Raw genomic sequence first — 25,372 nt, 5'->3', positions numbered from 1 at the left:
AACGGACACAATTCGGCCAGCCTCCACACAATCGGGGTTTACGTTGTAAAGTCATTCCTACCTGCAGTCTTTACAGTGTAAGGAGATGGATGGGCACGACGGCCCCACAACCGCGTGTGTCCCGGACGATGTCGATGTTGTGGACGCCCCCGGGCGAGGAACACACCTCACAGACGGGTCTGACGCTTGCCGCGATCATCGACACCGCCACCGCGATCGCCGACGAACGCGGTGACACCGCGGTGCCGCTGCGCGCGATCGGCAAGCGCCTCGGATGTAGCGCGATGGCGCTCTACACCTACGTCGACGGGAAGGACGAACTGCTCGACCTGATGTACGACCGGGCCCACCGAGAGTTCGGGACGGCGGCCCCGGTTTCGGTGATCGAATGGACCGAGCGGCTCCTGGAGCTCTATCTCGCCCACCCGTGGCTACTCGACATCGCGCCCGCCCGCCCGGTGCTCGGACCCCATCAGCAGCAGGCCTTCGAGCTTCTCCTCGGCACACTCGTGCCCTACGGCTTCGATCGCCGGGACGTCGTGGCAATCGCCTCGTCGGCATACTCGCTTCCCGCCGCTGCTGCACGGACGATCGTCGATGCGAGGCGCGCGGGGTCGGCCGGCGAGGACGACGGAGAACCGTCGTGGAATCCCCGTCTGGAGGCACTGGCCGCGGCCGCGCCCGACTTCGCCGAGAGATTCCCTCTTGCGACCGGGCTCGGACACGCGGCGCCCGGCGGTGGTGTGCCCAGCATGGAACAGGCGGCACGAGAGAACCTGCGTCGCTCCGTCGAGCTGCTGGTCGCCGGCGCCTCGGATCGGGAAGACTCCGCGGACGCCGGCTGACGAGCTGTCGGTCAGCGCATGCGTTCGCGCAGACGCGCGAGGACCTGCGTGGCGTGCTCCGCAACGGCCTCGTGGCCGGTCTGCTCAGCGAACGTCGCCAGGCTCCCCCACCGTGCCTGCAGAGCCTCGGCTCGCGGCGCGGAGAGCTGGTGGCCCCGCACGGCCGCGATGCGCGTGTAATCCTCCGGCAGGAACAGGAAGGTGCTCAGCCACACCCACACGAGCTGGGCGTCGAGAACGCGCTCGGTGAGGAAGTCGTCGTCCGCGAGGGCTGGCCACATACCGACGACCTCGGCGCGCCAGGCCTCGGTCATCGCCCGCGCCCGCTCGTACGACAACTCGATGCTGCACAGACAGGCGGGGAACGAGACGAGCGCGTAAGCCAGATCGAGGGTGGCGTCGCGGAAGCCGCCCCATTCGTAGTCCAGGAAGCGGACACCCTCGTCGTTCACGATGATGTTGTCCGGGCACAGATCCGACGGGCTGAAGGCGCGGAATCGGCCCCCGCCGAACAGCTTCCCGGCCCGGGCCGCGACGTCGAGCACGGCCGGCGAGACCTCGACCCCGAGCTGCTCGGCCAGCAGCGCCGGCACCGTCTCGAGCGAGGCTGCGGCCTGTTCCGCGACCACATCTCCGCAGTGGGCCACCTCGGCGCGCCGCAGCAGCGCCGTGAAGTCCTCTTCGCGACCCACCGTGGCCGCGTGCATCCGGCCGAGGGCCTGCGCCATCGCCATCAGCGAGTTCGTGACCGAGTCGGGATCGGAGTGCTTGAGCAGCGTCGCGAACGGCGTGGAATCGCCGAGGTCGCCGAGAACGAGCAGGCGCGTCTCGAAGTCGTAGGCGAGCAGCTCCGCGCCGGGCCGGTTCTCCGTAGCGAGCGCCGTGGCGAACTGGTACGACACCGCTTCCCGCAGGAAGGCGACATCGACGGAGTTGTCGTCGACGCCGTCGAACTCGATCCGCCGCGGGTCGGCCGCCTTGCGGGACGATTCGCGTACCTGCTTGAGAACGAGCGTCCGGGGCAGGGAGAACGGGTTCTCGGCGACGCGGACTCGGAGCACGATCGTGCGGCCGCTCCCCCCGAGATCGACTGGGTCGACGAGTCGGACAGCGGCGCCCGTGCGACGGGCGAGCAACTTCTCGGCTGCGGCAACGACCTCGGAGAGGGGTTCCGCCAATATTGCGGTCATCGCCCCCCAACCTACCTGGCCGACTCGTTCGAGGCCGGGCATTCGGGATCAGGAACGCGGCGCCCAGGGCGCTGACCTGGGAATATTGTGTGTTGCAGCTCGGTCACGACGCGTGCGCGTCTGCTGGAGAAGCAGCACCGCGATGGCCGCGATCACAATTCCGGTCAGATTGACGCCGAGCTGGAGCGCCGACATCGCCGCCACCCGCCACTCGCCGAGGGTGGCGGCAACCGCCGTGAAACCGGCCGCGGGGACCGTCGTCACCGAGATGAACACGCCGACCAGCGCCGCCGACTTCGCGGAGACGAGGGCCAGCATGCCCGCGGCGCCGGCGAGCAGGGCGACGATGAACGACGACAGTCCGACCCGGTAGATGAAGTCGACCTGGTGCAGGTCCTCGATCGTCGCGAGGTCGACCCAGCCCAGCAACTTGGCTATCAGCGTGCACGCCACCGTGACGGCGATGGCGAACGGAAAGCCGGCCACCAACGCGATCAAGGAACGGCGGGCCAGGCTGAACTTCCTGCGGGCGACTGCGACCGCGAGCGCGGCGAGTGGTCCGAATTCCGGCCCCACCACCATCGCCCCCACGATCGTCACCGGCGAGTCCGTCACGATGCCCACCGACGCCAGCAGACACGCAATGGTGAGGAACGCCAGGAACGTGACGTTGAGCGTCGACTCCTCGCGGGTCCGGGAGATCAGTTCCTCCCAGACGACCGTGTCGTCCGGGTCGCCGGGAGCCGCTTGTTCGGCCGCCCGCGCCGAATCCGAGAGCACCGTCTCCGTCGGCACCAACGTGATGGCGCCGATGTGTTCCATTCGCAGCGCGTGGAGTTGATCGAGCACTTCGTTGGCCGACTCGCGCGCGATGTCCGCCTGGACCACGTCACCGGCGGGCTCCACTGCGGAGCCCCGCGCCACCGTGATGTGGGTGGCGCCGGGCTCCTCCTCGAGCAGTGCGAGAACCTCGTCGGTGAAGTCCGCCGGACAGATCACGCGCAGATGCAGCACGTGTGTTCCCCCCGCCCCGGTGTCCTACTCGGACTCGGCTGCCGCAGGTTCGGGCTTGGCGTCGATGCCGGATTCCTTGCGCTGGAGTTCGGTAATGGGTGCGGGCGCGTCGGTGAGCGGGTCGACGCCGCCTCCCGACTTCGGGAAGGCGATGACCTCGCGGATCGAATCGACTCCCGCGAGGAGCGCGGTGATGCGGTCCCAACCGAACGCGATGCCGCCGTGCGGCGGGGCGCCGAACGCGAAGGCATCGAGCAGGAAGCCGAACTTCTCCTCGGCCTCCTCATGGGAGATGCCCATCACCTTGAAGACGCGTTCCTGGATGTCCTTGCGGTGGATACGAATCGAACCGCCGCCGATCTCGTTGCCGTTGCAGACGATGTCGTAGGCGTAGGCCAGGGCCTTGCCCGGGTCGGTGTCGAACGTATCGATCGACTCCGGCTTGGGCGAGGTGAAGGCGTGGTGGACCGCGGTCCACGCGCTGTACCCGAGGGCCACGTCACCGCTCGCGGTGGCGTCGGCGGTGGGCTCGAACATCGGTGCGTCGACGATCCACACGAACGCCCACGCGTCCGGATCGATGAGGTTCTGCTTACGGGCGATCTCGCCGCGAGCCGCGCCGAGCAGCGCGCGCATCGGCTTGGTTGCGCCGGCCGCGAAGAAGATGCAGTCGCCCGGCTTCGCGCCGACGTGGGCGGCCAGACCGTCGCGCTCGGCATCGGTGAGGTTCTTGGCGACCGGGCCGCCAAGCGTGCCGTCCTCACCCACCAGGACGTACGCCAGACCCTTCGCGCCGCGCTGCTTGGCCCATTCCTGCCAGGCGTCGAGCTGCTTGCGGGGCTGGCTCGCGCCACCCGGCATCACGACCGCGCCGACGTACTCCGCCTGGAAGACGCGGAACGTCGTGTCCTTGAAGAAGTCCATGCATTCGACGAGTTCGATGTCGAACCGCAGGTCCGGCTTGTCGGATCCGAACCGGCGCATCGCCTCGGCGTAGGTCATCCGGGCGATCGGCGTGCTGATCTCGTAGCCGATGAGCTTCCACACCGCGTGCAGGATCTCCTCGGCGAGGAGGATCACGTCCTCCTGCGTCACGAAGCTCATCTCGATGTCGAGCTGAGTGAACTCGGGCTGGCGGTCGGCGCGGAAGTCCTCGTCGCGGTAGCAGCGCGCGATCTGGTAGTAGCGCTCGATGCCACCGACCATCAGCAGCTGCTTGAACAGCTGCGGGCTCTGCGGCAGCGCGTAGAAGCTACCCGGCTGCAGGCGTGCGGGCACGAGGAAGTCACGCGCACCCTCCGGCGTCGAGCGGGTGAGGGTCGGGGTCTCGACCTCGACGAACTCGTGGTGGGCCAGTACGGCCCGCGCAGCGGCGTTGGCCTTCGAACGCAGCCGGATCGCGCGGCCCGGGCCCTCCCGGCGCAGATCCAGGTAGCGGTACTTCAGGCGGGCTTCCTCGCCCGCCTGGTCGTCGAGCTGGAACGGCAGCGGGGCGCTCTCGTTCAGCACCTCGAGCTCCGTCGCGTTGACCTCGATGGCACCGGTGGGGATCTCGAAGTTCTGGTTGCCCTCGGGACGCACCTCGACCTTGCCGGTGACCCTGACGCAGTACTCGGCGCGCAGTCGATGCGCCTGCTCGAGTACGTCGCCGGCACGGAACACCACCTGGGAAACGCCCGACGCATCACGGAGATCGATGAAGATCACTCCGCCGTGATCGCGCCGCCGGGCCACCCAGCCGGTGAGGGTGACGGTCTGCTCAGCGTGCTCGGGTCGTAGCGAGCCTGCCAGGTGGGTGCGCAGCACGGGATTCCTTTCACAAACATCCAGCACAGTGGTCGATCCGTGCGTACGGCACGGTGTTCTGTTGCTGCGATCCTACGGAGGCACCTCGTGTTACCGGAAACGCACGCCCGGATTGCTGGAATGCTGTTACGACCGGCACACACGGATTCGGACAGGGAGCCAACGCGATGACGTTCAACGACGACGTCCCGATCAACGCCGACCGAGTTTCCGTCGGAGGTGGCGGAGGCGGTCGACGCGGCGGGAAGTACGTGCTCGGCGGTGGCGCGGGTGGCCTGATAGTCCTCGTCCTCGCGCTGCTCCTCGGCGGCGATCCGGGGTCGCTTCTCGGCGCGACGGACGGGGCGTACGACGCCGGCACGAGCGCGGTCGGCGGCTCCGGTCTGGAGAACTGTGAGTTCGGCGTCGACGCGAACCGGGACGTCGGCTGCCGGGTGGCCGGGACCGCGGAGAGTCTCGACGCCGTCTGGGGCGCACAGCTGCCCACCCAGACCGGCGTCACATACGAGGCGCCGAAGGTTCAGCTCTTCTCCGGCGCGATCGACACCGGATGCGGTTACGCCACGAGCGACGTCGGCCCGTTCTACTGCCCCGCCGATTCGACGGCCTACTTCGACACCAGCTTCTTCCAGCTGCTCGTCGACCGGTACGGCGCGAATGCCGGCCCGCTCGCGCAGGAGTACGTCGTTGCGCACGAGTTCGGGCACCACATCCAGAACCAGCTCGGCGACATCGGCCGGGCACAACAGGATCCGCGCGGTGCGGCGTCGCTGGCGGTGCGCACCGAACTGCAGGCCGACTGCTACGCCGGACTGTGGGCGCACTACGCGTCGAACCAACCCGGCCCCGACAGCTCGCGGCCGTTCCTGGAGCCGTTGACCGACGCCGATGTCCGCGACGCGCTGTCGGCCGCCTCCGCAGTCGGCGACGACCGGATCCAGCGGTCGGCCGGCGCTCGGGTCAACCCCGAAGGGTGGACGCACGGGTCGTCGGAGCAGCGGCAGAAGTGGTTCGCCGCAGGCTTGGACTCCGGCAAGGTCGCGGCGTGCGACACCTACGCGGCCCGGGACCTGGACAGTCCGCCCGCGCTGCGCTGACCCGCGCCGCCTAGCCTGTGCGGGACCGACATTCGACGACAGTTCCCGGAGGCTTCCCTTGGCGATCGTGCATCGTGAGCGCGCACTCGAGGCCCACGGCGAGGTGGCGCTGCGTGACGACCGCGTCGAGCTGTCCTGGCGGGACGTCGACCGCACGGTGAACAGGATCGCGAACGCACTGCGCGACAGCGGGCCGGGCCCGGAGCGACGGGTGGCGGTGTTCGCCCGCAACTCGGCCGAGACCGTCCTCGCCCACGCCGGGATCATCCATGCGGGCTGCTCCCCCGTTCCTGTGAGTTTCCATCTGACGGCGCCGGAACTGGCATACATCCTCGAGGATTCGCATGCAACGGTTCTGTTCGTCGGCCCAGAGACCGCTGCGATCGGGGCCGAGGCGGCGCGCCTCGCGGGAGTGCCGCTGGTGGTCGGCTGGCGCTGCGACACGGGCGCGGTGACACCGTGGACGGGGTGGCTCGCGGCGGCGTCGGACGACGACCCGCCGTCGGACGTCCCGGCTCTGCCCTTCCTGTCCTACACGTCGGGCACCACCGGGACCCCGAAGGGCGTCAACGCGCTTGCGGGCAGCCCGGTCCCGGGTACGACGGTGGACGCGTACGTGCGCTCGATGCGGTCCCTGCCGCTCGCCCAGTGGCCGGGTCACCTCGTGGTGGGCCCGCTGCACCACACCGGCCCGCTCGCCGGCGTGCGTCTCGTCGCGTGCGGCATGCCGGTCACCGTGCTGGAACGGTTCGACGCCGAGTCGGTCCTCGCGGCCGTCGACCGGTACCGCATCGCGACGTCGCTCATGGTGCCGACACACTTCCACCGGCTGTTGTCGCTGCCCGACGAGGTCCGCGACCGCTACGACGTCGGCTCGCTGAAGCTCGTCACCCACACCGGTGCCGCATGCCCTCGTGATGTCAAGCAGGCGATGATCGACTGGTTCGGACCCGTCCTGTTCGATTCGTACGGCGGTAGCGAATCCGGCCCACTGTGCGGGATCTCGTCGGCCGACTGGCTTCGACGTCCGGGCAGCGTCGGGCAGGTCCGCCCGCCGTTCGTCCGGGCCGTCGCAGTGGACGCCGACGGCAACGAGCTCCCGGCCGGCGTCGAGGGCAGGCTCGCATTCGAGGAGCGCGACGGGCGGTCCGTCGCGTATCTCAACGCCGCGCAGAAGACGTCGGACGCGCTCGTCCGGCCGGGGCTGTTCACTCTGGGCGACGTCGGTTACGTCGACGACGAGGGCTTCGTGTTCATCACCGATCGCGAGACCGACATGATCATCTCCGGCGGAGTCAACATCTATCCCGCCGAGATCGAAAACGTGCTGGTCACTCACCCGGGTGTCGCGGATGCCGCGGTGATCGGGGTGCCCGACGCCGACATGGGCGAGTCGGTGCACGCGTTGGTCGTTCCCCGCGAGCGGACGCCGGATGTCGCAGATCTCGTCGAGCACTGCCGTGCCTCGCTGGCGGGCTACAAGGTTCCGCGCAGTATCGAGTTCCGGGACGACCTCGGCCGCTCGACGATGGGCAAACTCACCAAGCGGGTGTTGCGAGCGCCCTACTGGCCGCAGCGCTGAGGATCACTCGCCGTCCCGGTTCTCGTCGTCGTCATCGGACCCGGCGGCCCGGTCCGGCCCACCGTCGACTTCCTGGACGAGTTCGTATCGGTGGCCGTAGGTTTCGACGATCGCCTGGATGACCGCGACCACCGGCACCGACACCAGCGCACCGATGGCGCCGAAGAGCGAGGCGCCGACGATCACCGACCCGAACGCCACCGCGGGATGGATCGACACGGTGCGCGAGGTGATCCGGGGGTGGAGGATGTAGTTCTCGATCTGCTGGTAGGCGGTGCCGAACAGGATCACCCACACCGCGTCCAGGGGCTGCGCGGCGGCAGCGATGACGGCCGGCAGCCCGATCGCCAGGTACGTTCCGAGCGTCGGAATGAACTGCGAGACGACGCCCGTCCAGATCGCCAGCGGAAGCCAGTACGGGACACCGATGATCAGGAAGAAGATGCCGGTGGCGACCGCACTGAACGCCGCGAGGATGACGCGCGACACCACGTAACCGCCGGCCTTGTCGACGGAGATCTCCCAGACCGAAGCGATCACCTTCTGCTGACGGGCCGGGAACCAACTGGAGATGGTGCGGCGCAACTGCGGGCCCTGCGCGGACATGTAGAAGACGAACAGCAGCACCGTCGCGGCCTGGAAGATCACCCCGACGAGCGTCGAGACGACGCCCAGCACACCGGGCGTGTACTTCTCGGCGAGATCCCGGACCGTCTCCGGCGTGATGTTGATGAGGTCCTTGCCGGTGGCGAAGTCGGTGCCGAATTTGCGGTTGGCCCAATCGGTCACGCGGGTCAGGGCGTCGGGTAGGGCTCCGAGCAGCTGCGCGAGCTGTTCGGCCAGGAGCGCCCCGAAGATCGCGATGAATCCGATCGCGAACACGATCGTCCCGAACAGCACGAGGCCGGTTCCGAGTCCGCGGCGCATACCGGTGCGTTCGAGCCGGTCGACGACGGGCTCGATGGTGACGCTGGCCAGCCACGCGAGGAACAGCATGCCGAGGAAGTCCCGGATGTGGTGGAACAGCCAACCCGAGACCTGGTAGGCGGCGACCGCGAGCAGGATGTAGACGATCGCCACCCGCAGTGAACGCAGGTCGGCTCGTCGGCTGCCGCGACCGGTCGCGGCCGGGCCCTCGGCGTCGGCCCGCGGCTCCTGCCCACCCATCGCGCCCTCCGCCCCGTCTCGGTTGCCGGTCTATCGCGGAACCTACCCGTCGCAGCGAGATCGGGCGGGGATGTTGCGACAGCCGAGTCGAGGCTGGACGTGCCCCACCACCTCCTGTATAGATTAATTATCTACCTGATTAACGGCGAGGAGCTTCCCATGACCGAGGCGTACATCATCGATGCCGTTCGCACCCCGATCGGGAGAAGGAACGGAGCGCTCGCGGCCGTCCACCCGATCGATCTGGGTGCCGACGTCATCCGGGCCGCGATGAACCGAACTTCCGTCGACCCCGCAGCCGTCGACGACGTCGTCTTCGGGTGCGTCGATGCGATCGGCGGGCAGGCCGGGAACATCGCCCGCACGTCCTGGCTGGCCGCCGGACTCCCCGAGGAGGTGCCTGGCACGACGGTCGACCGGCAGTGCGGGTCGAGCCAGCAGGCGCTGCACTTCGCCGCGCAGGCGGTGATGAGCGGGGCCTCGGACCTCATCCTGGCGGGCGGGGTGCAGAGCATGAGCCGGATTCCGATCTCCGCGGCCATGACCGTCGGTCGCGAGTTCGGCTTCGAGGATCCGTTCTCCGGCTCGGCGCAGTGGCGGCGCCGCTACGGCGACCAGGAGGTCTCGCAGTTCCACGGCGCCGAACTGATCGCCGACAAGTGGGGCATCAGCCGCGTGGAGATGGAGCGCTGGGCGCTGCGCAGTCACGAACGGGCGCACGCGGCGATCGCCGAGGGACGATTCGCGAGCGAGACGGTTCCGGTCGGCGACTTCACCATCGACGAATGCCCACGCGACACCAGCCTGGAGGCGATGGCGAAGTTGCCCACCCTGCGGGCCGGCGGCACCCTGACGGCGGCGCTGGCCAGCCAGATCTCGGACGGAGCCAGCGCAGTCCTCGTCGCCTCGGAGGCCGCGGTGAAGGCGCACGACCTGACACCGCGGGCACGCATCCACCACCTCAGCGTCCGGGGCGCGGACCCCATCTTCATGCTCAGCGCGCCGATTCCGGCCACGGAGTATGCGCTCCGCAAGACCGGAATGCGGATCGACGACTTGGACGCGTTCGAGGTCAACGAGGCGTTCGCTTCCGTCGTGCTGGCCTGGATCGCCGAGACCGGGGCGGACCCGGACCGCGTCAACGTCAACGGAGGGGGCATCGCGCTCGGACATCCGCTGGGTGCGTCGGGCACGAAGCTGTTCGCCACCCTGCTGCACGAACTCGAACGCACGGGTGGACGATTCGGTTTGCAGACGATGTGCGAGGGCGGCGGAACCGCGAACGTCCTGATCGTCGAACGCCTCGGCTGACCCCGCTGCGCCCGCGCTCCCTCAGAACAGGGTGAGCGCGGGCCCCGTGCCGGCCGTGGCGAGCTCACGCCGCTCCGGAGTGGGTGCGTCGCGGTGCTCGGATCGTCCACCCAGCCCGTACTTCTCGACCATGGGCTCGACGCGCGCTCGCAGCCACGTCTTGTACTCGGGTGCGACGTAGGCACCGCGGCCGTACAACTGCCGGTACCTCCGCACCAGCGCCGGATGCTCGGAGGCGAGCCAGTTCAGGAACCATCCGCGCGTGCTGCCACGCAGGTGCATGGGAAAGATCGTGACACCCGTGGCCCCCGCCTCGGCGATCGCGCAGAGCAACCCGTCGAGGTGCGCGGTCGAGTCGGTCAGGTAGGGAATGACCGGCGCCACCATGACATTGCAGGGCAGGCCCGCGTCGGTGACCGACCGGATCAGATCCAGGCGCGCCCGTGGTGAGGGCGTACCGGGTTCGACGGCCTTCTGCAGTTCGGGATCGTGGATCGCGAGGGAGACCCCGATGCCGACCGATACGCGCTCGGCGGCCTGCCGCAGCATCGGCAGATCCCGGCGCAGCAGCGTGCCCTTGGTGAGGATCGAGAACGGCGTGTCCGACTCGGTGAGCGCCCCGATGATCGCGGGCATCAACCGGTAGCGCCCCTCGGCCCGCTGATACGGATCCGTGTTGGTACCCAGAGCGACGTGCTCACGCTTCCACGATCGCCGCGCAAGTTCCTTGCGCAGCACCGCGGCGACGTTCATCTTCACGACGACCTGCGAATCGAAGTCGCTGCCGGCGTCCAGATCCAGGTACTCGTGCGTGGGACGCGCGAAGCAGTACCGGCACGCGTGCGTGCAACCGCGAAACGTGTTGACGGTGAACTGGAACGGAAGCGCTGACGCCTCGGGCACCTTGTTCAGCGCACTCTTGCACAGCACCTCGTGGAACGTGATGCCCTCGAACTCGGGAGTCTGGACGCTGCGTACCAGCCCGGCCCGCTCGAGTCCCGGGAGCGCACCATCGTCGGTGTCGATTGCCTGCCCCTGCCACCTCATGCATCCAGTCGAACACGCGTGCGAATCGCTGTCAACCGCAACTTCGAATGGACGTTCGAGGAAATCGGCGGGCGGGGAACATGCCGGAAACACGCGACTGTCACAATTCTCGCCATGACCAGAAAGAACATCTCGTCCGGTTCCGAGTGGGAGCCCAAGATCGGCTACTCGCGTGCCGTGCGGATCGGCAACCAGGTCGCCGTCTCCGGAACCACCTCTCCCGGCGCCACCCTCGAGGAGCAGACCCGCGGCGCCCTGGCGACCATCGCAGCGTCCCTCACCGAGGCCGGTGCGTCCCTCTCGGACGTCATCCGCACCCGCATGTACCTGCGTGACATGAGCAAGTGGGAGGAGGCCGCCCTGGCGCACGGCGAGGTGTTCGGTGAGATCCGTCCCGCCACGACGATCCTCGAGGTGAGCGCCCTCATCGACTCCGACCTTCTGATCGAGATCGAGGCCGACGCCGTCGTCGCCGACTGATCACACTCCGCCCGGGGCCGCCTGCCGAGAACCACTCGGCGGGCGGCCCGCGTCGTTCCGCGGGTGTCGACGAGAGACGAGGAACTCAGAACATGATGACGCCGCGCGCGGCGAGCCACGGGATGGGGTCGATCTTGATCCACCCCGGCAGGTCCACCTCGAAGTGCAGGTGCGGACCCGTCGACTGGCCTCGGCTTCCGACCAGACCGATCTGCTGGCCCACCGACACCCGCTGTCCGACCTTGACGAAGTTGACGTCGTTGTGGCCGTACGTGGTCACCGTGCCGTCGTTGTGACGGATCCGGATCCACAGCCCGAAGCCCGAGGCGGGGCCGGAGTCGATGACGACGCCGTCGGCTGCCGCGAGGATCGGCGAACGCATCGGCGCCGCGATGTCGATGCCCATGTGGCCTCCGCCGAAGCGCTGCGAGATCGGCCCCGACGCCGGGCGCCCGACCCCACCGAGGCCGAGGCTGCCGAGGGGCAGTCCGGAGCTGGACCCGAAGTCCAGGTTCTGAATGCTCTGGATGGCACCGGAGACGGTTCCGACCAGCGACGTCGCCTGGTCGATGAGACCGGTGATCTCGGACGAGCTGGGCAACGGCGGTAGCGCCGGTTGTGCCGATGCGGCCGGGGCGGACATCACCGCGACTCCGGCCGTGAGGCCTGCAGCCGCCACGACCCCGGCCACCATTCGCCGAACCCCCAAGCGCCACTTGGAACCCGCCATCCCACACCCTTTCATCGAACGTTAGATCAGATCGGTAGAGCCACAGCGGATACGAACTCGTCACGAATCCACGACACGAAGAAGTCCCACATCCGAGCCACCGGCGCAACTCCAACGGCGACGGGCATCGCGGTGCCGATCCCTCGAATCGACCTCCGAGAGCTGTTCGAGAGGCCGGCCGGGCCCTCCCACAGTGGGGACGCTTGCATGAGTTGCATGACGTGGAGATCCGCCTCTCGCGACATAAGGACGGCCAACGCCGTCGGGCCATCCGCGCCCACGTGTGCAGGCGGAGCAAAGCGTCGGAATCGCGGGCGGCGATTCCTTGCCACACGTTCAGCGCGGCGACCGGACCTCACCCGGCGTCGTATCCTGAGGGCGACGATAACGGGAGGAATGTGTGCGTGTGCGCGGATTCGGCGAGCTCGAGGCCGTCGTGATGGACCGATTGTGGGATCGCGGTGCCGCCGCCACGGTTCGACAGGTCTTCGACGAGCTCGCGCAGGAGCGTTCGATCGCGTACACGACGGTGATGTCCACGATGGACAATCTGCACCGTAAGGGCTGGCTCGAGCGTGAACGCGTCGGCAAGGCATTCAGCTACTGGCCGGTTCTCACCCGCGAGCAGCACACCGCCCGACTGATGCGTGACGCCTTCGACGACGGCGGACGCTCGGATCTGGTACTCACTCATTTCATCGAGCAGATGTCCGAGGAGCAGTCGGCGAGCCTGCGTATCGCGCTCGACCGCTTCACTTCCCGGGGAGACGCCGGATGAGCGCGGCGGCGTGCCTGGCGGCGTATGCCGTCACCGTCGCCGTCGTCGCCCCGCGCATCCTGCCGCGCTTGACCCGCAGCGGCATCGCACCCCGGCTCGGTGTGGCCGCCTGGCTGGCCGCCATCACCACCACGGTGCTCGCGGCGGTCGTGACCGTCGTCGCCGTCATCGCGGAGGCGGTCGTCGGGCGGTCGATCGTGGACGCCTGCGAGCATCTCGTGCAGGCAGTGTCCGGGGTGCACAGCGCGCCCGCCGCACAGTTCGCGACGACCGTGGTGGCGCTCGCTGCGGGCGGAACGCTCACCTTCGCCGGCGTGCAGTTGACGCGCAACCTCGCCGCGCGTCGCCGGGTCACTTTCCACCACGCGCGTTCCGCCCGGATGGTGGGGCGCAGGATCGCCGGCGTCGACGCCGTCGTGCTCGATGCACCGGAGCGGGCCGCTTACTGCGTGCCGGGGCGCCCCCACGCCATCGTCGTGACGCGAGGAGCCCTCGACGCGCTCGATCATCCGCAACTCGACGCGGTACTGGCGCACGAGCGCGCGCACCTCGACGGGCGGCACCCGCAACTCCTGGCCGTCGTGCGCGCCCTTGCCGACACCGCGCCGCGGATCTCCATCTTCACGGCGGGTGCGGCGGATGTCGCCCGGCTGCTCGAGATGTGCGCGGACGATCAGGCGATGCGTACTCACGAACCGCGCATGCTGTTGCACGGGCTCGTCGCTCTCGCGGGCGCCGGCCCCGTCCCCGACGGCGCGGTGGGCGCCGGGAACGTCGCGGTCCTGGACCGAGCCGGGAGGCTCGCCTCGCCGGCGGATCGGGCCGACCGAATCCGCAACCGTGCGCAGCTCGGAGCGGCGATCGCACTCCTCGCGGCCCTCCCCCTCGCCGCCACTGCGCTGGCCCTCGCCGGCCGGATGCTGTGCATCACCGCGGTGCTCTGACCCCTCCGATCGGCGACACCCGCGGGTGACTCGGGCCACGCTACGGGGCTCTTCGCTGCGCCTTCTACTAACCTACTAAGTAGGTCAGTAGTTTTCGGTGGTCGCACGATCGCCATGTTCAGGAGCCCCGATGATCGAACGGAACAACCACCTGCAGCACGGCCTCTCGCGGCGCCGCTTCATGCTGCTCGCCGGAGGCGTCGGCGCGGCCGCGGTCGCCACCGCGTGCGGCTCCGGCACCTCGACGACGACAGCAGTGGGATCGGGCGCGTCCGCCGTGACTGCTGTCGAGAACGCCCGACGCAGCGGTACCGGTCGTACCGTCCCCGTCACGCTGCGCGCACGCCCCGAACGCATCGACCTCGGCGGCGTCGTCGTGGACACGTGGGCTTACGACGGACGCGTGCCGGGCCCCGAGATCCGCGCCCGCCGGGGCGACGTCCTCAGCGTCGACTTCGCCAACGAACTTCCCGACCAGTCGACGGTGCACTGGCACGGAATCGCCCTGCGCAACGACATGGACGGGGTGCCCGAACTGACACAGGCGGCGGTCCGGCCCGGGGACTCGTTCCGCTACGAGTTCACCGTTCCCGACGCCGGCACCCACTGGTTCCATCCGCACGTCGGAATGCAGTTGGACCGCGGACTCTACGCGCCGCTGATCGTCGAGGATCCCGACGACGGCGCGGACTACGACCTCGAGACGGTCCTCGTCCTCGACGACTGGCTCGACGGGGTCGCCGGTACCCCGGACGAGCAGCTCGCGACCCTGCGCCGGGAGGGCATGCCCGGGATGCGCGGCATGGACCACGGGGCGATGGGCGGAATGGGCATGGGCGGTATGGGAATGCGCGCCGATCCGGGGAACCCGCTGGGGACGGACGCGGGGGACGTCAACTATCCGTACTACCTGATCAACGGCCGCACGGTGCTCGACCCGGTCACCGTCGCGGGCCGTCCCGGCCAACGCATCCGGTTGCGGATCGTCAACGCGGCTGCGGACACAGCGTTCCGGTTCGCGGTCGGCGGACACCGGATGACGGTGACCCACAGCGACGGCTACCGGGTCGAACCTCTCGAGGCGGAGTCCGTGCTGATCAGCATGGGCGAACGATTCGACGTGACGGTCGCACTCGGCGACGGGGCCTTCCCGATCGTCGCCTCCGCCGAGGGCAAGAACGGACATGCGCTCGCTGTCCTGCGGACCGGGGCCGGCGAAACCCCCGGCCCCGATGCCCGGCCGACGGAGTCGACCGCGAATCCGGTGACCGGCGCGCAGCTGCGAGCGCCCGCCGACGTCCGGCTCGCGGCCCGCGCGCCCGACCGCACCCACGACCTGATTCTCGGAATGGAGATGTCGGGATACACGTGGACCGTCAACGGCGAGACCTACGGCGATCACACCCCGCTCGAGGTCACCGAGGGTGAGCGTGTGCGGCTGCGTTTCGTCAACGGCACCATGATGTTCCACCCGATGCACGTGCACGGCCACACCTATCAGGTGGTGGACCGATCGGGGGCAGGTGCACGCAAGGACACCTCGCTCGTGCTTCCCGGACAGACAGTGGAGGTCGACCTCGACGCGACCAACCCGGGCCAGTGGATGATCCACTGCCACAACCTCTATCACGGTGAGGCGGGAATGATGACCGTCCTCTCCTACGTCGACTGATCGACGATTCCCGCCCCACACCCATCCCGAGGACGGAGAAGTAACTGATGGCGCGATTCCGCACCGCCGCACTGCCCCTGATCGCCGCGGCGGCCCTGGCCGTGGCCGGGTGCACCACCGACACGAAGACGACGGCCGATGCCGAGACGACCACCCCGCCGGCGCCCAATCCACGACTGACGACCATGCCGCTGAGCCCCTCGCTGGACCATCTGCACGGCCTGCACGTCGACGCCGACGGAACAGTGCTCGCCGGAACGCATTCCGGCCTGCTCGCACTGGCACCGTCCGGGAACACGACGCGGGTCGGGACATCGGACGACGACCTGATGGGCCTCAGCGGAGTCCCCGGCACCGACACCCTGTTCTCGTCGGGACACCCGGGCCCCTCGAGCGACGCTCCCGATCCCCTGGGCCTGGCGCGCAGCACCGATGGCGGAGTGACGTGGGAGTCCCGGTCCCTCGTCGGTGAGGTCGACTTCCACGCCCTTGCCAGTGACGGCAACGTACTCGCCGGCTTCGACACCTCCTCGGGCATCCGGGTATCCGCGGACGACGGTGCGACGTGGACCGACGGTGCGGCGATCGGGGTATCCGCGTTGGCGGTGACCGAAGCCGGCATCTGGGCGGCCACCCCGGACGGTCTGCTGCTCAGCACCGACGGCGCCCGCACGTTCGCCCCCACGCCGGGCGCACCGCGGCTCGGACTGGTCTCGGCGGGGACCGACGGCGCCCTGTGGGGCATGGACGTCGACGGCAACGCATGGCGCAGCCGGGACGGACGCGCGTGGGAGGAGTTCACCCGGGTCGGTGATGTCGAGGCCCTCACGGCGCTCGACTACGACACCGCGTACGCGGCGACCGCGCAGGAACTGCACACTCTGCGCTGAACGGCCCCGTGCCCAGTTGACTAGAACGCTTGTTCGGACTCGTTCTCACCAACGGGCTCCGAGCCAACCCGTCTTGTCCTCCTGGACAAGTCCGCGCGCGATCTCGGGGGGCCGAGTCCCTGTTGCCGTCGGTGATCATCGTGGTGGTCACGTCGTGTCCCTCCTATGCGTGGCGTCGGCGCGGGCGCTGCCGCAGAAGCGGTCACCGGGAGCACCCGCGGGGTAGGTTCGCGCCGGCGCGGCCCGCCGGCGTCGGTGCCGGCGGGCGTCCAGCGCTAGTAAGCGGGACGGAACGGGCGCAGGAGGCGGATGCCGTCCTCGATGGATCCGTCGATCAGTTCGAGCATCTGCGGGATGAGTTCCCGCATCCGGGGCGCGTCGAGGTGGGCGTCGAGGTGGGCGCGGGTCTCCCAGCGCTCGTAGATGACGAATTCGCAGGGCCTGCCCTCGACTTCGTGGGCCTCGTAGTCGATGTTGCCCGGATCGTTGCGCGAGGGGGTGACGGCGGCGGTGATGAACGCCTTGAGGTCGGCCTCCTTGCCGGCCTTGGCCTTCGCGTCCCAGACGACGGTCACGTAGCCGGTGGGTGTTGCGGTCATGGGTAGTTCCTTTTCTGTTCCGTGCTGACAGGCTGTGTGTCGGTACCGGGCCGGTGTCAGCTCTCGATGAAGTCGAGGAGGTCGGTGTCGAGGGTGTCGGCGTTCACGGTGCACATAGCGTGAGGCAGCCTCGCGTAGACCTTCAGACGCGCGTTCTTGACCAGCGTGACCGCTGTCTCGGCGGAGTTGGCGATCGGGACGATTCGGTCGTCGCCACCGTTCATGATGCGCGTGGGCACGTCGATCACCCGGAGGTCGTCGGTAAAGTCGGTCGGAACCGCAGCTGGGCGTCCCAGTCGTCCGAGCTCAGCGGCCAGCCGTGGTGGAACATGACCGGCCGGCCCGAGCCCCAGTCCTTGTAGAAGATTTCGGTTCCGGCGCCGACGGTGACGAACGGCATGGTGTGCTCCTCGTGGTCTCGCCCGAGTACCGGGCGGTTTCGATGTCTCCACGAGGATGGCTCGGCCACCGTACCGACAGCTTCCGTCAGCTGACTGACATCCACCGGCGGATCGCTTACGTCAGTGCCGGGGCAGTGCTGAGACCCGAGCGGTAGCTTTCACGGCTGCGTGGCCGAAGGCGCGGGTGGCAGCGCCTCCAGAGCCTCGCGGAGTTCGGCCCGCGACGTGATCCCCAGCTTCGGGAACACATGGTAGAGATGCGACGAGACGGTCCGCGGCGAAAGGAACAGACGCGACGCGATCTGCGGATTGGACAGCCCCGTCGCCGCCAGCCTGGCGACCTCCAGCTCCTGGGGGGTGAGGGCCTCACCGGCCTTGCCCCGGCCGGTCCGCGTCATGCCGGTGGCGCGGAGCTCCGCAGCGGCCCGGGCCTCCCACGAACGGGCCCCGAGTTCCTCGAAGCGGTCACGGGCGGAGGCCAGCTGCACCCGGGCGTCACGGTTGAGTCCTTGCCGGCGAAGCGCTTCGCCGTACGCCAGACGAGCATGGCCGACCTCGAAGGGCCACTGCTCGACGCCCGGCAGTCCGAGTGCCTCCTCGAAGCACCGGACCATGTCCTCGGCAGTTGATGTCATCGCCGTGACCATGGCCGAGCTCAGCGCGAGTCGCGACGAGAGGTGGCCGACACCGGCGTCGCGCAGCGCGTCCGCGTGCCGTCGCGCCTCCGCGTGCCGCCCGGTGCGCACGGCGGCCTCGACGAGGTCTGGCGCGGACCACACGGCCTCGGGGTTGAACGGCGGCAGCACACCCGGGGCGCAGATCGCTGTGGCGTGCCGGAAGGCCGTCTCGAAGTCGGCGGCGCCGAGGGCTGCCCGGGCCGCCGCCTGGTGGGCGCAGTTCTCCAGCCGTTGCAGTCCCCTGGGCCTCGACCACGCCCAGACTGCTTCACAGTGGCGGCGGCACGCGTCGAGGTCGCCGCGCTGGGCCGCGGTCATTGCGGCGACGTAGTGTCCCACTTGGGCGAACAAGTGGTATCCCGTCTCCTCGGACAGTGCGATGAGCTCGTCCGCGGCGTCGGCCGCCGGCTGCCACCGGCCGGCGTACAGGTTGTCCAGGGCGACGAACATCAGGGCCGGCATGCTCGACCCCACCGCGCCGCCGTCGCGTATGACCCGGGACACGGCCTCACGACAGCCCGGAAGCCGGTCGAGGTACGAGGCGGTCAGGGCGGTGCGAACGACCACGTCGGCGTCACTCTGGTCCCTCAGCCGCGAGATCTCCTCGTCCAGGCGGCGCAGCATGACGTCAGTGACGGAACCGAGGTCGTGGTGAACGCACCCCAGCGATGCCGCGGCGGCGGGCGATGCCTTGGGGAACCGGTCGAGCACATCGACCAGAGGCTGCCAGTGTTCGGGCCGGCCCGAGTACTGGCTGGCGAGGGTGAGAGTGAAGAGCGCGGTCTCCAACTCCTGCGGTGGTTCGGGCATCACCGAGGCCTGCCCGACCGCCTCCATCAGGAGCGCGTGCGCCGTATCGGCATCGCCTTCCGTGACGAGCACGAGGAAGCCGGCCGCCGCGGCCGCCGAGAGCGACCGAGCCGCCGGATCGCCCTCCACCTCACGCATGATCTCGTGGCTGACCTCCAGATGGCCCGCGACCCAGGCAGCGACGTAGGCGGCCTTCGACAGGCGGCGCCTGCGGACCTCTCGGTCGGGACTCAGTTCGGCCGCGCGCCGCAGCCTCGCGATCGCGCCGTCGGCGTCACCGCGTTGCAGGCTGCTCCAGGCCGCCGACTCCACAACGACGGCGACCGTCTCGACGGGCGCCGTCGTGGCTCTCGCGAGGTGATCACCGCGCCGCTCGGGCTGGTCGCCCAGCGCGTCGGCCAGTCGGCTGTGGGCGCTGCGCCGCTGCTCGCCGGTGGAACCGTCGACCACCGCGGACCTGACCAGCGGGTGCCTGAAGCGCACCGCGCGGCCGTTCTCCGCGACCATGACCAGGTGGTCACGCTCCGCCGGGGCGAGTTGCTCGAGGCTGCCCGGCCCACCGGCAGCCTCGAGAATGCCGATGTCGCCGGAACCCTCGAGAGCCGCGAGGAGCAGTACCTCGCGCGTTCTCCGCGGCAATCGTCCGACGCGGGCGCCGTACAGAGCGCGCACGTCCCGCCCCGGGCCGCTCGCCCACCCCGCCCCTAGGCCGTGTTGGTTTTCGCCGGACGCCTCCGTGGACCCGGCAAACTCAAGCAGAGCAAGGGGGTTTCCCTGTGCCTCGTGCGCCACGGCCGAAAGGACCCGGCGGGGAAGGTGGGCGAAGCGCCGGGACAGCAGTCGCAGGGCGTCCGCGTCGTCCAGCGGCGCGATCTCGAGCTCTGGCAGACCGGTGGGCCGGAAGGATTCGTCGGACTCGTCTCGCTGTGCTCCGAGCAGCCCGATGCGGCGACCGCCAAGTCGTCTGGCGACGAAACCCACCGCAGCCTGGCTCGCCTCGTCGACGGCATGAAGGTCATCGACCACCAGTAACAACGGCCGGTCCTTCGCAGCCTCGTCGAACAGGGCCAGTGCCGCGTTCAGGACGGCGATCCGGCTCCCCACGGGCCCGGCGGCGACACCGAGGGCGACCTCAAGAGCCTCCCGCGTGGAACGCGGCAGACGACCAAGCTCGTCCGCCAGCGAACCGACGAGCTGATGAAGCCCCGCGAAGCTGATGTCAGTCTCGTACTCGACGCCGCTCCCGCAGACGACCCGCACTCCCTTCGCCACCGCCAGCTCGGCGGTCGCGTCCAGGAGCGCAGTCTTCCCCACACCCGGATCACCGGTGAGCAGCAGGGCGGCTCCGTTCGTCCCGGCCATGTCCAGGAACGCCGCAAGCTCGGCGAGCTCGCCCTCCCGACCGACCAGTCCGGCCGGGCCGACGCTCATGCCTGCCCTTGACTTCGCCCACATCCGCCGCGTCCTTCGTCGTACCGCGCGAAGCAGTCGAACCACCAGCCGCGCACCTGACCAGCAATTGTCGCATCCACTGGCAAACGAACCGTCAAGCCATTCGCTTCGCCGACACTCGCAGCCCCCAGACGAAGATCACGCAGAACACAGCCGGGCGTTGCAGCCTCACCGCAGCGACAGCACGAAGGTCACGCGGATCATCGCGCCGTCATCCCCCGTCCGGCAAATACCCGGACGATATGGGCGCCTCCGCCGGCAGCCTTCCCGACATTCAGCCCGCAGTGCTGATGGAAGTCGGCGTCATCGGACGGCGGCTCCAGCGGCAGACCCTGCCGGGCACATGGGGCGCAGCGACCGAACCGCAGGAGTGCGCTCGAGGACCGGAAAGGGCTTGTCGGCAACGATCAGGTCTGCCTCGTTGATGGTGACGTGGCCCTGCTGCGGAGCCGGAGGCTCCGTGAGGATGTCGTCCAGGGCCAGCGGGTGCGTCCGCGTCTTCGACGTGAACAACGTGCCGCCGTCGTCGAGCAGGTGCACCGAGCGCACGGTACGGGCACCCTCGTACACCGTGCCGGCCAAGCTCCCGAGGCGGCGAGGGTTCCCTCACAGAACTGGCACCGCGGCGCTTTCCCCGCCCTTCCCACGCTCCGGGCTCGCCCCGAGCGCCGTCAGCGTCACCCCGGCTGCCACCGCCAGCGCCGCCACCAGCCCCGCCGCGAGCACCGCCCAGTTGCCCAGGAACGTACAGACGACCACCAGCAGAGCCGTGGTCGGCAGCACCGACTGCTGCGCGATCCCCACCTTGTAGAAGCGCGAGTGCAGCGCCCACACCGTGAGCAGGAATAGCGCTGTCGGCAGTGTCACCGCCGCCGACGCCGACAGCGCCGAAAGGTGCGCCTTGCCCACCGCCTGCTCCACCGCCACCTCCAGGCCGGCCCCAATCGCGGCACCTGAGACGAAGATCAGGTAATGGCCGTAGCCCCATAGGAAGGACTGCCGGTTGGACCGCAGGTGCCCGTGGATGGGGACCGCGAAGTACACCCACCAGGCGGCGAAGATGATCAGCAGTCCGCCGGCGGCGATGGGCACCAACTCACCCAGGGCCTCGTGCTCGTCGATCCCCGACTTCACGGCGACGGTGGCCGCTGCGATGGTCTCGCCGAGCACGATGAGCGTGAGCAGCCCGTACCGTTCGGCGATGTGATGGGGGTGCCAGGGCGTCGGGTGGGCTCGCTCCGCATACAGCGGTACGGCCATCTCCAGCAGCGCCATCACCATAAAGACCCACGGGCGGTCTGCCTCCGGCAGGGCCAGTAGCCCCAGCCAGCCGATCTGGCACAGCCCGATGGCGTACCGCAGCGCCATCGTTCGCTCGGGGCCCTGGCTCGACCGCGCCACGCGCAGCCACTGCGCCGTCATGGCGAGCCGCATGATCACATAGCCCAGGATGACGACCGGGTACGCGTGTTCTTCGAACGCCTGGGAGACGCCCGCCGTCAGGACGAGCACGCCGGCTATCTGGATCAGCGTGACGATCCGGTACAGCACGTCGTCGTTGTCGTAAGCCGAGGCGAACCACGTGAAGTTCATCCACGCCCACCAGATGGCGAAGAAGATCATCAAGTAGTTGAGAATCCCCTCGCCCGTGTGTCCCTCGACTATGGCGTGCACCAACTGGGCGCCTACCTGGGCTATAGCCACGATGAAGCACAGGTCGAAGAAGAGTTCCAGTGAGGAGACGCCGCGGTGGGTCTCGTCGCGTCCTCGCGCAGTGAGCCTGCGCAGCGGTCTGGGGTGTGCGGGCGCCGCGGAGCACACCGGCGGCGGAGCCGGGCTGCTTGTCATCTGCTGAGCCAAGCTCCGAAATGCCGCTGCAGTCGGGGATTGATCTGCCAGACCATCGCCGCTGCCGCCGCCGGGACGAGAACAGCGAGACGCACCGGCAGGTACACATCCTCCAGAACAGGGTTCGTGGCCAGGCCCAGAAGGACGATGGTGGGGTAGATAGCGCACACGGTGAGCAACCACAGCTTCCAACGCCGGACGGCGGCCGGAACGGTGGGGCCGAGCCGGGATTCGGCGTTCGCGAACGCGTTCCGGCTCTGCTCCCGGAGCGTGTCCCGGATGTCTGTCCCTGCCGGTGGGCTTGGCAGCCCAGGACTATCGGCACCGTAGGCATGGGAAACAATTCTCTCGTTCATCGACCACTCCAAATCGAAATGCTGCGTTCTGATTCCATCGGTTCTTGCACAACCGAGGCGATGCTGGCGCTGCGTGATGGACTGCCTGTGCAACAGCGGCAGCAGTGCCAGCTGAACAGCACAGGACTAGATGGTTCACCGCCCGCCGCCGCTGGTGTCTCGCCCCCACTTCGGCCGCATGTCGCTGGGTCTTCGGCCGGAGCGGACAACTCGGCGTTGTATTGCTCAGCCCTGAAACGTTGCGCGATCGGCACCGGTTACTGCGGGTTGCGATCGCGCAGAAGCAAACCGGTGCCTGGCTTCCGCAAGCTCCTCTGCCAGAACGAGACCAAGACCATTCGTCGCGCCGGTGATCAGAATCGACGGCATGGTGCGGCCTCCTTGTGCGGAGCCCGGGCCCGGGCCCGGCGGGCGCCGACCGGGTCATGATCTGATCAGTGAGTGGACTGGGTGTGGTCCTGCTCCACATACACCTTGAGGGCCTGGAACTCCTCAATCGCTCGCGGGCCGCACAGATAGCCGTAACCGCTGCCCTTGACGCCGCCCTCCTCAAAGTCCTCGCTGATGGCTCCCCAGGTGTTGATCCATACAGTGCCGGTACGGATGCGCCGGGCGATCCGGCGGGCCTTCATCGAGTCCGAGCTGAACACCGAGGCGGCCAGGCCGTAGATGGTGGCGTTCGCCTTGGCCACGGCGTCGTCCTCGTCGTCGAAGATCTCGAACGTCTGGACCGGACCGAAGACCTCTTCCTGCACGATCCGGACGTCGGTGCGGTCCACCTCGATCAGGCTCGGCCGGTAGAACGCACCGGCGGCCAGGGGGCCGTCCGTGACCACGCCGCCGCGCAGCAGTACCGTGCCGTACGAGGTGGCTTCCTCGACGATCGCGTCCATCCGCTGGGCGGACGCCCTGTCGATCACCGGGCCGAGCTGGGCATCCTTGTCGTCGCCCGAGCCGAGCCGCACCTGCGCGAGCGCGTTGGTGAGTCGGGTGCGCACCTGGTCGGCGATGTCCCGGTGAACCAGTACACGGGAGCCGGTGCAGCAGAACTGCCCGTTCATCAGCACCAGCGACTGCACCACGGTCGGGATCACCATGTCCAGATCGGCGTCGGGAAAGATCACCATCGGAGCCTTGCCGCCCAGTTCCAGCCCGAGCCGCTTGAGCGTGGTGGAGGCTGCGGCCGCGATACGACGCCCGACCGGCGTGCTGCCGGTGTAGTTGATCACGTCGACCTTGTCCGAGGAGACCAGGAACGGGGCCCCGGTGTTGCCGGACTCAGTGAACACGCTGACCACGCCCGCCGGAATCTCCGTGACCGAGGCCAGGACCTGCGCGAAAAGCTCATTGGTCAGCGCCGTCTGAGCCGGAAGCTTGACCACGACGGTGCAGCCAGCGGCCAGCGCCGGGCCCAGTGCCCGCACGGTCAGCATGATGGGAGAGTTCCAGGGAGAGATGATCCCGGCGACACCGAGCGGCTCGGGCACCGAGTGGGTGTACTGGCCAGGTGCCGTCTCGGCGGCGCGCCCAGCGTTCTGGGTGCGCGCAGAGGCCGCCGCGTACCGCAGCCACCCGACCGCACCGCTGACTTCCCACGTGGTCTCACCCAGTAGCTTGCCGTTCTCCCGGGACAACATGGCCGCAACCTCGGGCACCCGGGCCTCGAGGGCGTCGGCCAGTCGACTGAGTGCGGTCGCCCGAAGCGAGGGATTACGCGACCATTCGGTGGTCTCGAACGCGGCGGCGGCGGCGTCCACCGCGGCCGAGGCCTCCGCCTCGCCACCGTCGTAGAACGAGCCGATGACTGTGCCGTCGGCCGGGTTGATCGATTCCAGAACAGAGCCGGAGCCGGTCCACTGTCCGTTGATCCAGTGCTGCGCGACGGTGTTCATGTTGTGCTCCTCGTGGTCTCGCCCGGGTACCGGGCGGTTTCGATGTCTCCACGAGAATGGCTCGGCCACCGCTCCGACAGCCTCCGTCAGCTGACTGACATCCGGCCGACGGCTCGCTTAGAAGCCGTCGTCTTTCCGAGAATGGCGGGCGTGTTTCCGCTGATCAGGTGTCGTGTCGTCTCTTCGCTGGAGGCGCTGGGATGCCATCAGGAACTGGAACAGGTCCAGGGCTTTGTCGATCGCCTTTCCTCCATGTTCCGCATCACTGCGGTGAGCATCGCCGTGCGCTTCGGTTCCGCCGCCCGCGCGCTAGGCCACCCCGAACAGCTCGGTGGTGCTGGCCGACCAGCTCCACCCGATCATCGATGGCGTCCCCGTCGGCACCAACAACTGCGCGCGAGCCTGGCACGTTCATCATCTACGAGCGCTACGAGCAGCGCGAGCTGCTCGACGCTCATCTGGGCGCACCGCGGATGCGGGAACTCGTCCCGCAGATGCTCGAATTGATCGACGGTTCCATCGAGGACGGCATCCGGCTGCTCCGACCGTTCCCGCCCCACCCACTAGAGGCGTCCTCGTCGGAGAGGACTTCCTCCAGATGACGACGGCGAGTAGCGCCACCACTTCCATCACGAACGTTGCAGGTGCCCCGCCCACTTCTTTGTGGGGCCGTCCGCGGGCTGCACACCCGCCGGCCTGCGAGCTGTATGGCGTTGTAGCCGAAGCGGGTCATGGTTTCATCTCTTAGGGTCCCGGTGGGGAGTGGGCGTGCGTTTGGTCGACC

Annotated in this window: 22 protein-coding genes and 1 pseudogene; 10 read left to right on the top strand and 13 right to left on the bottom strand. The window is 68.8% G+C overall.

All coding sequences use genetic code 11. The features are described from left to right. Positions 1–89 precede the first annotated feature (89 nt). On the top strand, positions 90–845 hold the full coding sequence (locus PSS76_RS17525; protein ID WP_084979046.1) for a TetR/AcrR family transcriptional regulator: 756 nt from the start codon (positions 90–92) through the stop codon (positions 843–845). Positions 846–856: 11 nt separating this feature from the next. Here PSS76_RS17525 and PSS76_RS17520 read toward each other — a convergent pair whose 3' ends face one another. The 3 genes from PSS76_RS17520 to aspS are packed head-to-tail and all read right to left on the bottom strand — an operon-like array spanning position 857 to position 4,855. After that, entirely contained in the window at positions 857–2,035 is a 1,179-nt protein-coding gene (locus PSS76_RS17520; protein ID WP_081121744.1) for a kinase, read from the bottom strand. A 48-nt stretch (positions 2,036–2,083) separates the two neighbouring features. Continuing rightward, a complete protein-coding gene (locus PSS76_RS17515) occupies positions 2,084–3,049 on the bottom strand; it encodes a DUF389 domain-containing protein (protein ID WP_022595694.1) in 966 nt (321 codons plus the stop codon). A gap of 24 nt (positions 3,050–3,073) precedes the next feature. Then, positions 3,074–4,855 carry an aspartate--tRNA ligase gene (gene aspS, locus PSS76_RS17510; protein WP_337456472.1) on the bottom strand — a complete coding sequence of 594 codons (1,782 nt, stop codon included), beginning with the start codon at positions 4,853–4,855 and terminating at the stop codon, positions 3,074–3,076. A gap of 167 nt (positions 4,856–5,022) precedes the next feature. Here aspS and ypfJ point away from each other — a divergent pair, with 167 nt between their 5' ends. Beyond that, the gene (ypfJ, locus tag PSS76_RS17505) at positions 5,023–5,952 is read left to right on the top strand and encodes a KPN_02809 family neutral zinc metallopeptidase (protein WP_337456471.1); all 930 of its coding nucleotides are present in this window, start codon (positions 5,023–5,025) and stop codon (positions 5,950–5,952) included. A gap of 67 nt (positions 5,953–6,019) precedes the next feature. Then, positions 6,020–7,534: an AMP-binding protein gene (locus PSS76_RS17500; protein ID WP_337456541.1), complete on the top strand. Its 1,515-nt coding sequence runs from the start codon at positions 6,020–6,022 to the stop codon at positions 7,532–7,534. A 3-nt stretch (positions 7,535–7,537) separates the two neighbouring features. Here PSS76_RS17500 and PSS76_RS17495 read toward each other — a convergent pair whose 3' ends face one another. Next, positions 7,538–8,701 (bottom strand): AI-2E family transporter, encoded by a 1,164-nt coding sequence (locus tag PSS76_RS17495; RefSeq protein WP_069854905.1) that lies wholly within the window; start codon positions 8,699–8,701, stop codon positions 7,538–7,540. 159 nt (positions 8,702–8,860) lie between these two features. Between PSS76_RS17495 and PSS76_RS17490 the strand changes: the two genes are divergently transcribed. Next, a complete protein-coding gene (locus PSS76_RS17490) occupies positions 8,861–10,012 on the top strand; it encodes an acetyl-CoA C-acetyltransferase (protein ID WP_069854906.1) in 1,152 nt (383 codons plus the stop codon). A 21-nt stretch (positions 10,013–10,033) separates the two neighbouring features. On the opposite strand, the gene PSS76_RS17485 is transcribed toward PSS76_RS17490, so the two are convergent. Beyond that, complete coding sequence (locus PSS76_RS17485) at positions 10,034–11,059, bottom strand: Rv2578c family radical SAM protein (protein WP_337456470.1); 1,026 nt, start codon at positions 11,057–11,059, stop codon at positions 10,034–10,036. Between the two features lie 114 nt (positions 11,060–11,173). Here PSS76_RS17485 and PSS76_RS17480 point away from each other — a divergent pair, with 114 nt between their 5' ends. Then, positions 11,174–11,539 carry a RidA family protein gene (locus PSS76_RS17480; protein ID WP_037085313.1) on the top strand — a complete coding sequence of 122 codons (366 nt, stop codon included), beginning with the start codon at positions 11,174–11,176 and terminating at the stop codon, positions 11,537–11,539. Between the two features lie 85 nt (positions 11,540–11,624). Here the strand turns inward: PSS76_RS17480 and PSS76_RS17475 are convergent, their stop codons facing one another. Continuing rightward, on the bottom strand, positions 11,625–12,233 hold the full coding sequence (locus PSS76_RS17475; protein ID WP_013415887.1) for a M23 family metallopeptidase: 609 nt from the start codon (positions 12,231–12,233) through the stop codon (positions 11,625–11,627). A 436-nt stretch (positions 12,234–12,669) separates the two neighbouring features. Here PSS76_RS17475 and PSS76_RS17470 point away from each other — a divergent pair, with 436 nt between their 5' ends. From PSS76_RS17470 to PSS76_RS17455, 4 genes are all read left to right on the top strand, one after another. Further along, positions 12,670–13,047, top strand: coding sequence for a BlaI/MecI/CopY family transcriptional regulator (locus tag PSS76_RS17470; RefSeq protein WP_005513497.1), 378 nt, complete (start codon positions 12,670–12,672; stop codon positions 13,045–13,047). After that, positions 13,044–13,991 carry a M56 family metallopeptidase gene (locus PSS76_RS17465; protein ID WP_081184699.1) on the top strand — a complete coding sequence of 316 codons (948 nt, stop codon included), beginning with the start codon at positions 13,044–13,046 and terminating at the stop codon, positions 13,989–13,991. Before PSS76_RS17470 ends, PSS76_RS17465 begins: the two co-directional genes overlap by 4 nt. Before the next feature lie 130 nt (positions 13,992–14,121). After that, complete coding sequence (locus PSS76_RS17460; protein WP_081184697.1) at positions 14,122–15,663, top strand: multicopper oxidase family protein; 1,542 nt, start codon at positions 14,122–14,124, stop codon at positions 15,661–15,663. Between the two features lie 47 nt (positions 15,664–15,710). After that, on the top strand, positions 15,711–16,553 hold the full coding sequence (locus PSS76_RS17455; RefSeq protein ID WP_013415882.1) for a F510_1955 family glycosylhydrolase: 843 nt from the start codon (positions 15,711–15,713) through the stop codon (positions 16,551–16,553). 275 nt (positions 16,554–16,828) lie between these two features. Here the strand turns inward: PSS76_RS17455 and PSS76_RS17450 are convergent, their stop codons facing one another. The 7 genes and pseudogenes from PSS76_RS17450 to PSS76_RS17420 form a co-directional block, all read right to left on the bottom strand. After that, positions 16,829–17,152: a putative quinol monooxygenase gene (locus tag PSS76_RS17450; protein WP_013415881.1), complete on the bottom strand. Its 324-nt coding sequence runs from the start codon at positions 17,150–17,152 to the stop codon at positions 16,829–16,831. 56 nt (positions 17,153–17,208) lie between these two features. After that, a pseudogene (locus PSS76_RS17445) lies at positions 17,209–17,552 on the bottom strand (alpha/beta fold hydrolase). Positions 17,553–17,711: 159 nt separating this feature from the next. Then, positions 17,712–20,471 carry an ATP-binding protein gene (locus tag PSS76_RS17440; protein ID WP_231849589.1) on the bottom strand — a complete coding sequence of 920 codons (2,760 nt, stop codon included), beginning with the start codon at positions 20,469–20,471 and terminating at the stop codon, positions 17,712–17,714. 324 nt (positions 20,472–20,795) lie between these two features. Beyond that, the gene (locus PSS76_RS17435) at positions 20,796–21,074 is read right to left on the bottom strand and encodes a hypothetical protein (RefSeq protein WP_084968690.1); all 279 of its coding nucleotides are present in this window, start codon (positions 21,072–21,074) and stop codon (positions 20,796–20,798) included. A gap of 24 nt (positions 21,075–21,098) precedes the next feature. After that, on the bottom strand, positions 21,099–22,340 hold the full coding sequence (locus PSS76_RS17430) for a low temperature requirement protein A (RefSeq protein WP_069854910.1): 1,242 nt from the start codon (positions 22,338–22,340) through the stop codon (positions 21,099–21,101). After that, a complete protein-coding gene (locus PSS76_RS17425) occupies positions 22,337–22,696 on the bottom strand; it encodes a putative antibiotic biosynthesis monooxygenase (protein ID WP_069854911.1) in 360 nt (119 codons plus the stop codon). The genes PSS76_RS17430 and PSS76_RS17425 overlap by 4 nt, the downstream gene beginning before the upstream one ends. 434 nt (positions 22,697–23,130) lie before the next feature. Continuing rightward, positions 23,131–24,588: an aldehyde dehydrogenase family protein gene (locus PSS76_RS17420; RefSeq protein ID WP_175281998.1), complete on the bottom strand. Its 1,458-nt coding sequence runs from the start codon at positions 24,586–24,588 to the stop codon at positions 23,131–23,133. Positions 24,589–24,953: 365 nt separating this feature from the next. Here PSS76_RS17420 and PSS76_RS17415 point away from each other — a divergent pair, with 365 nt between their 5' ends. Further along, positions 24,954–25,190, top strand: coding sequence for a putative quinol monooxygenase (locus tag PSS76_RS17415; RefSeq protein ID WP_231849588.1), 237 nt, complete (start codon positions 24,954–24,956; stop codon positions 25,188–25,190). Positions 25,191–25,372: the final 182 nt, after the last annotated feature.

This window comes from Prescottella sp. D32, assembly GCF_037287305.1.
In the GTDB taxonomy this organism is placed as follows: domain Bacteria; phylum Actinomycetota; class Actinomycetes; order Mycobacteriales; family Mycobacteriaceae; genus Prescottella; species Prescottella equi.
The sequence above is the reverse complement of the archived record's forward strand: the minus strand, read 5'-3'. Positions and strand labels throughout refer to the sequence as shown.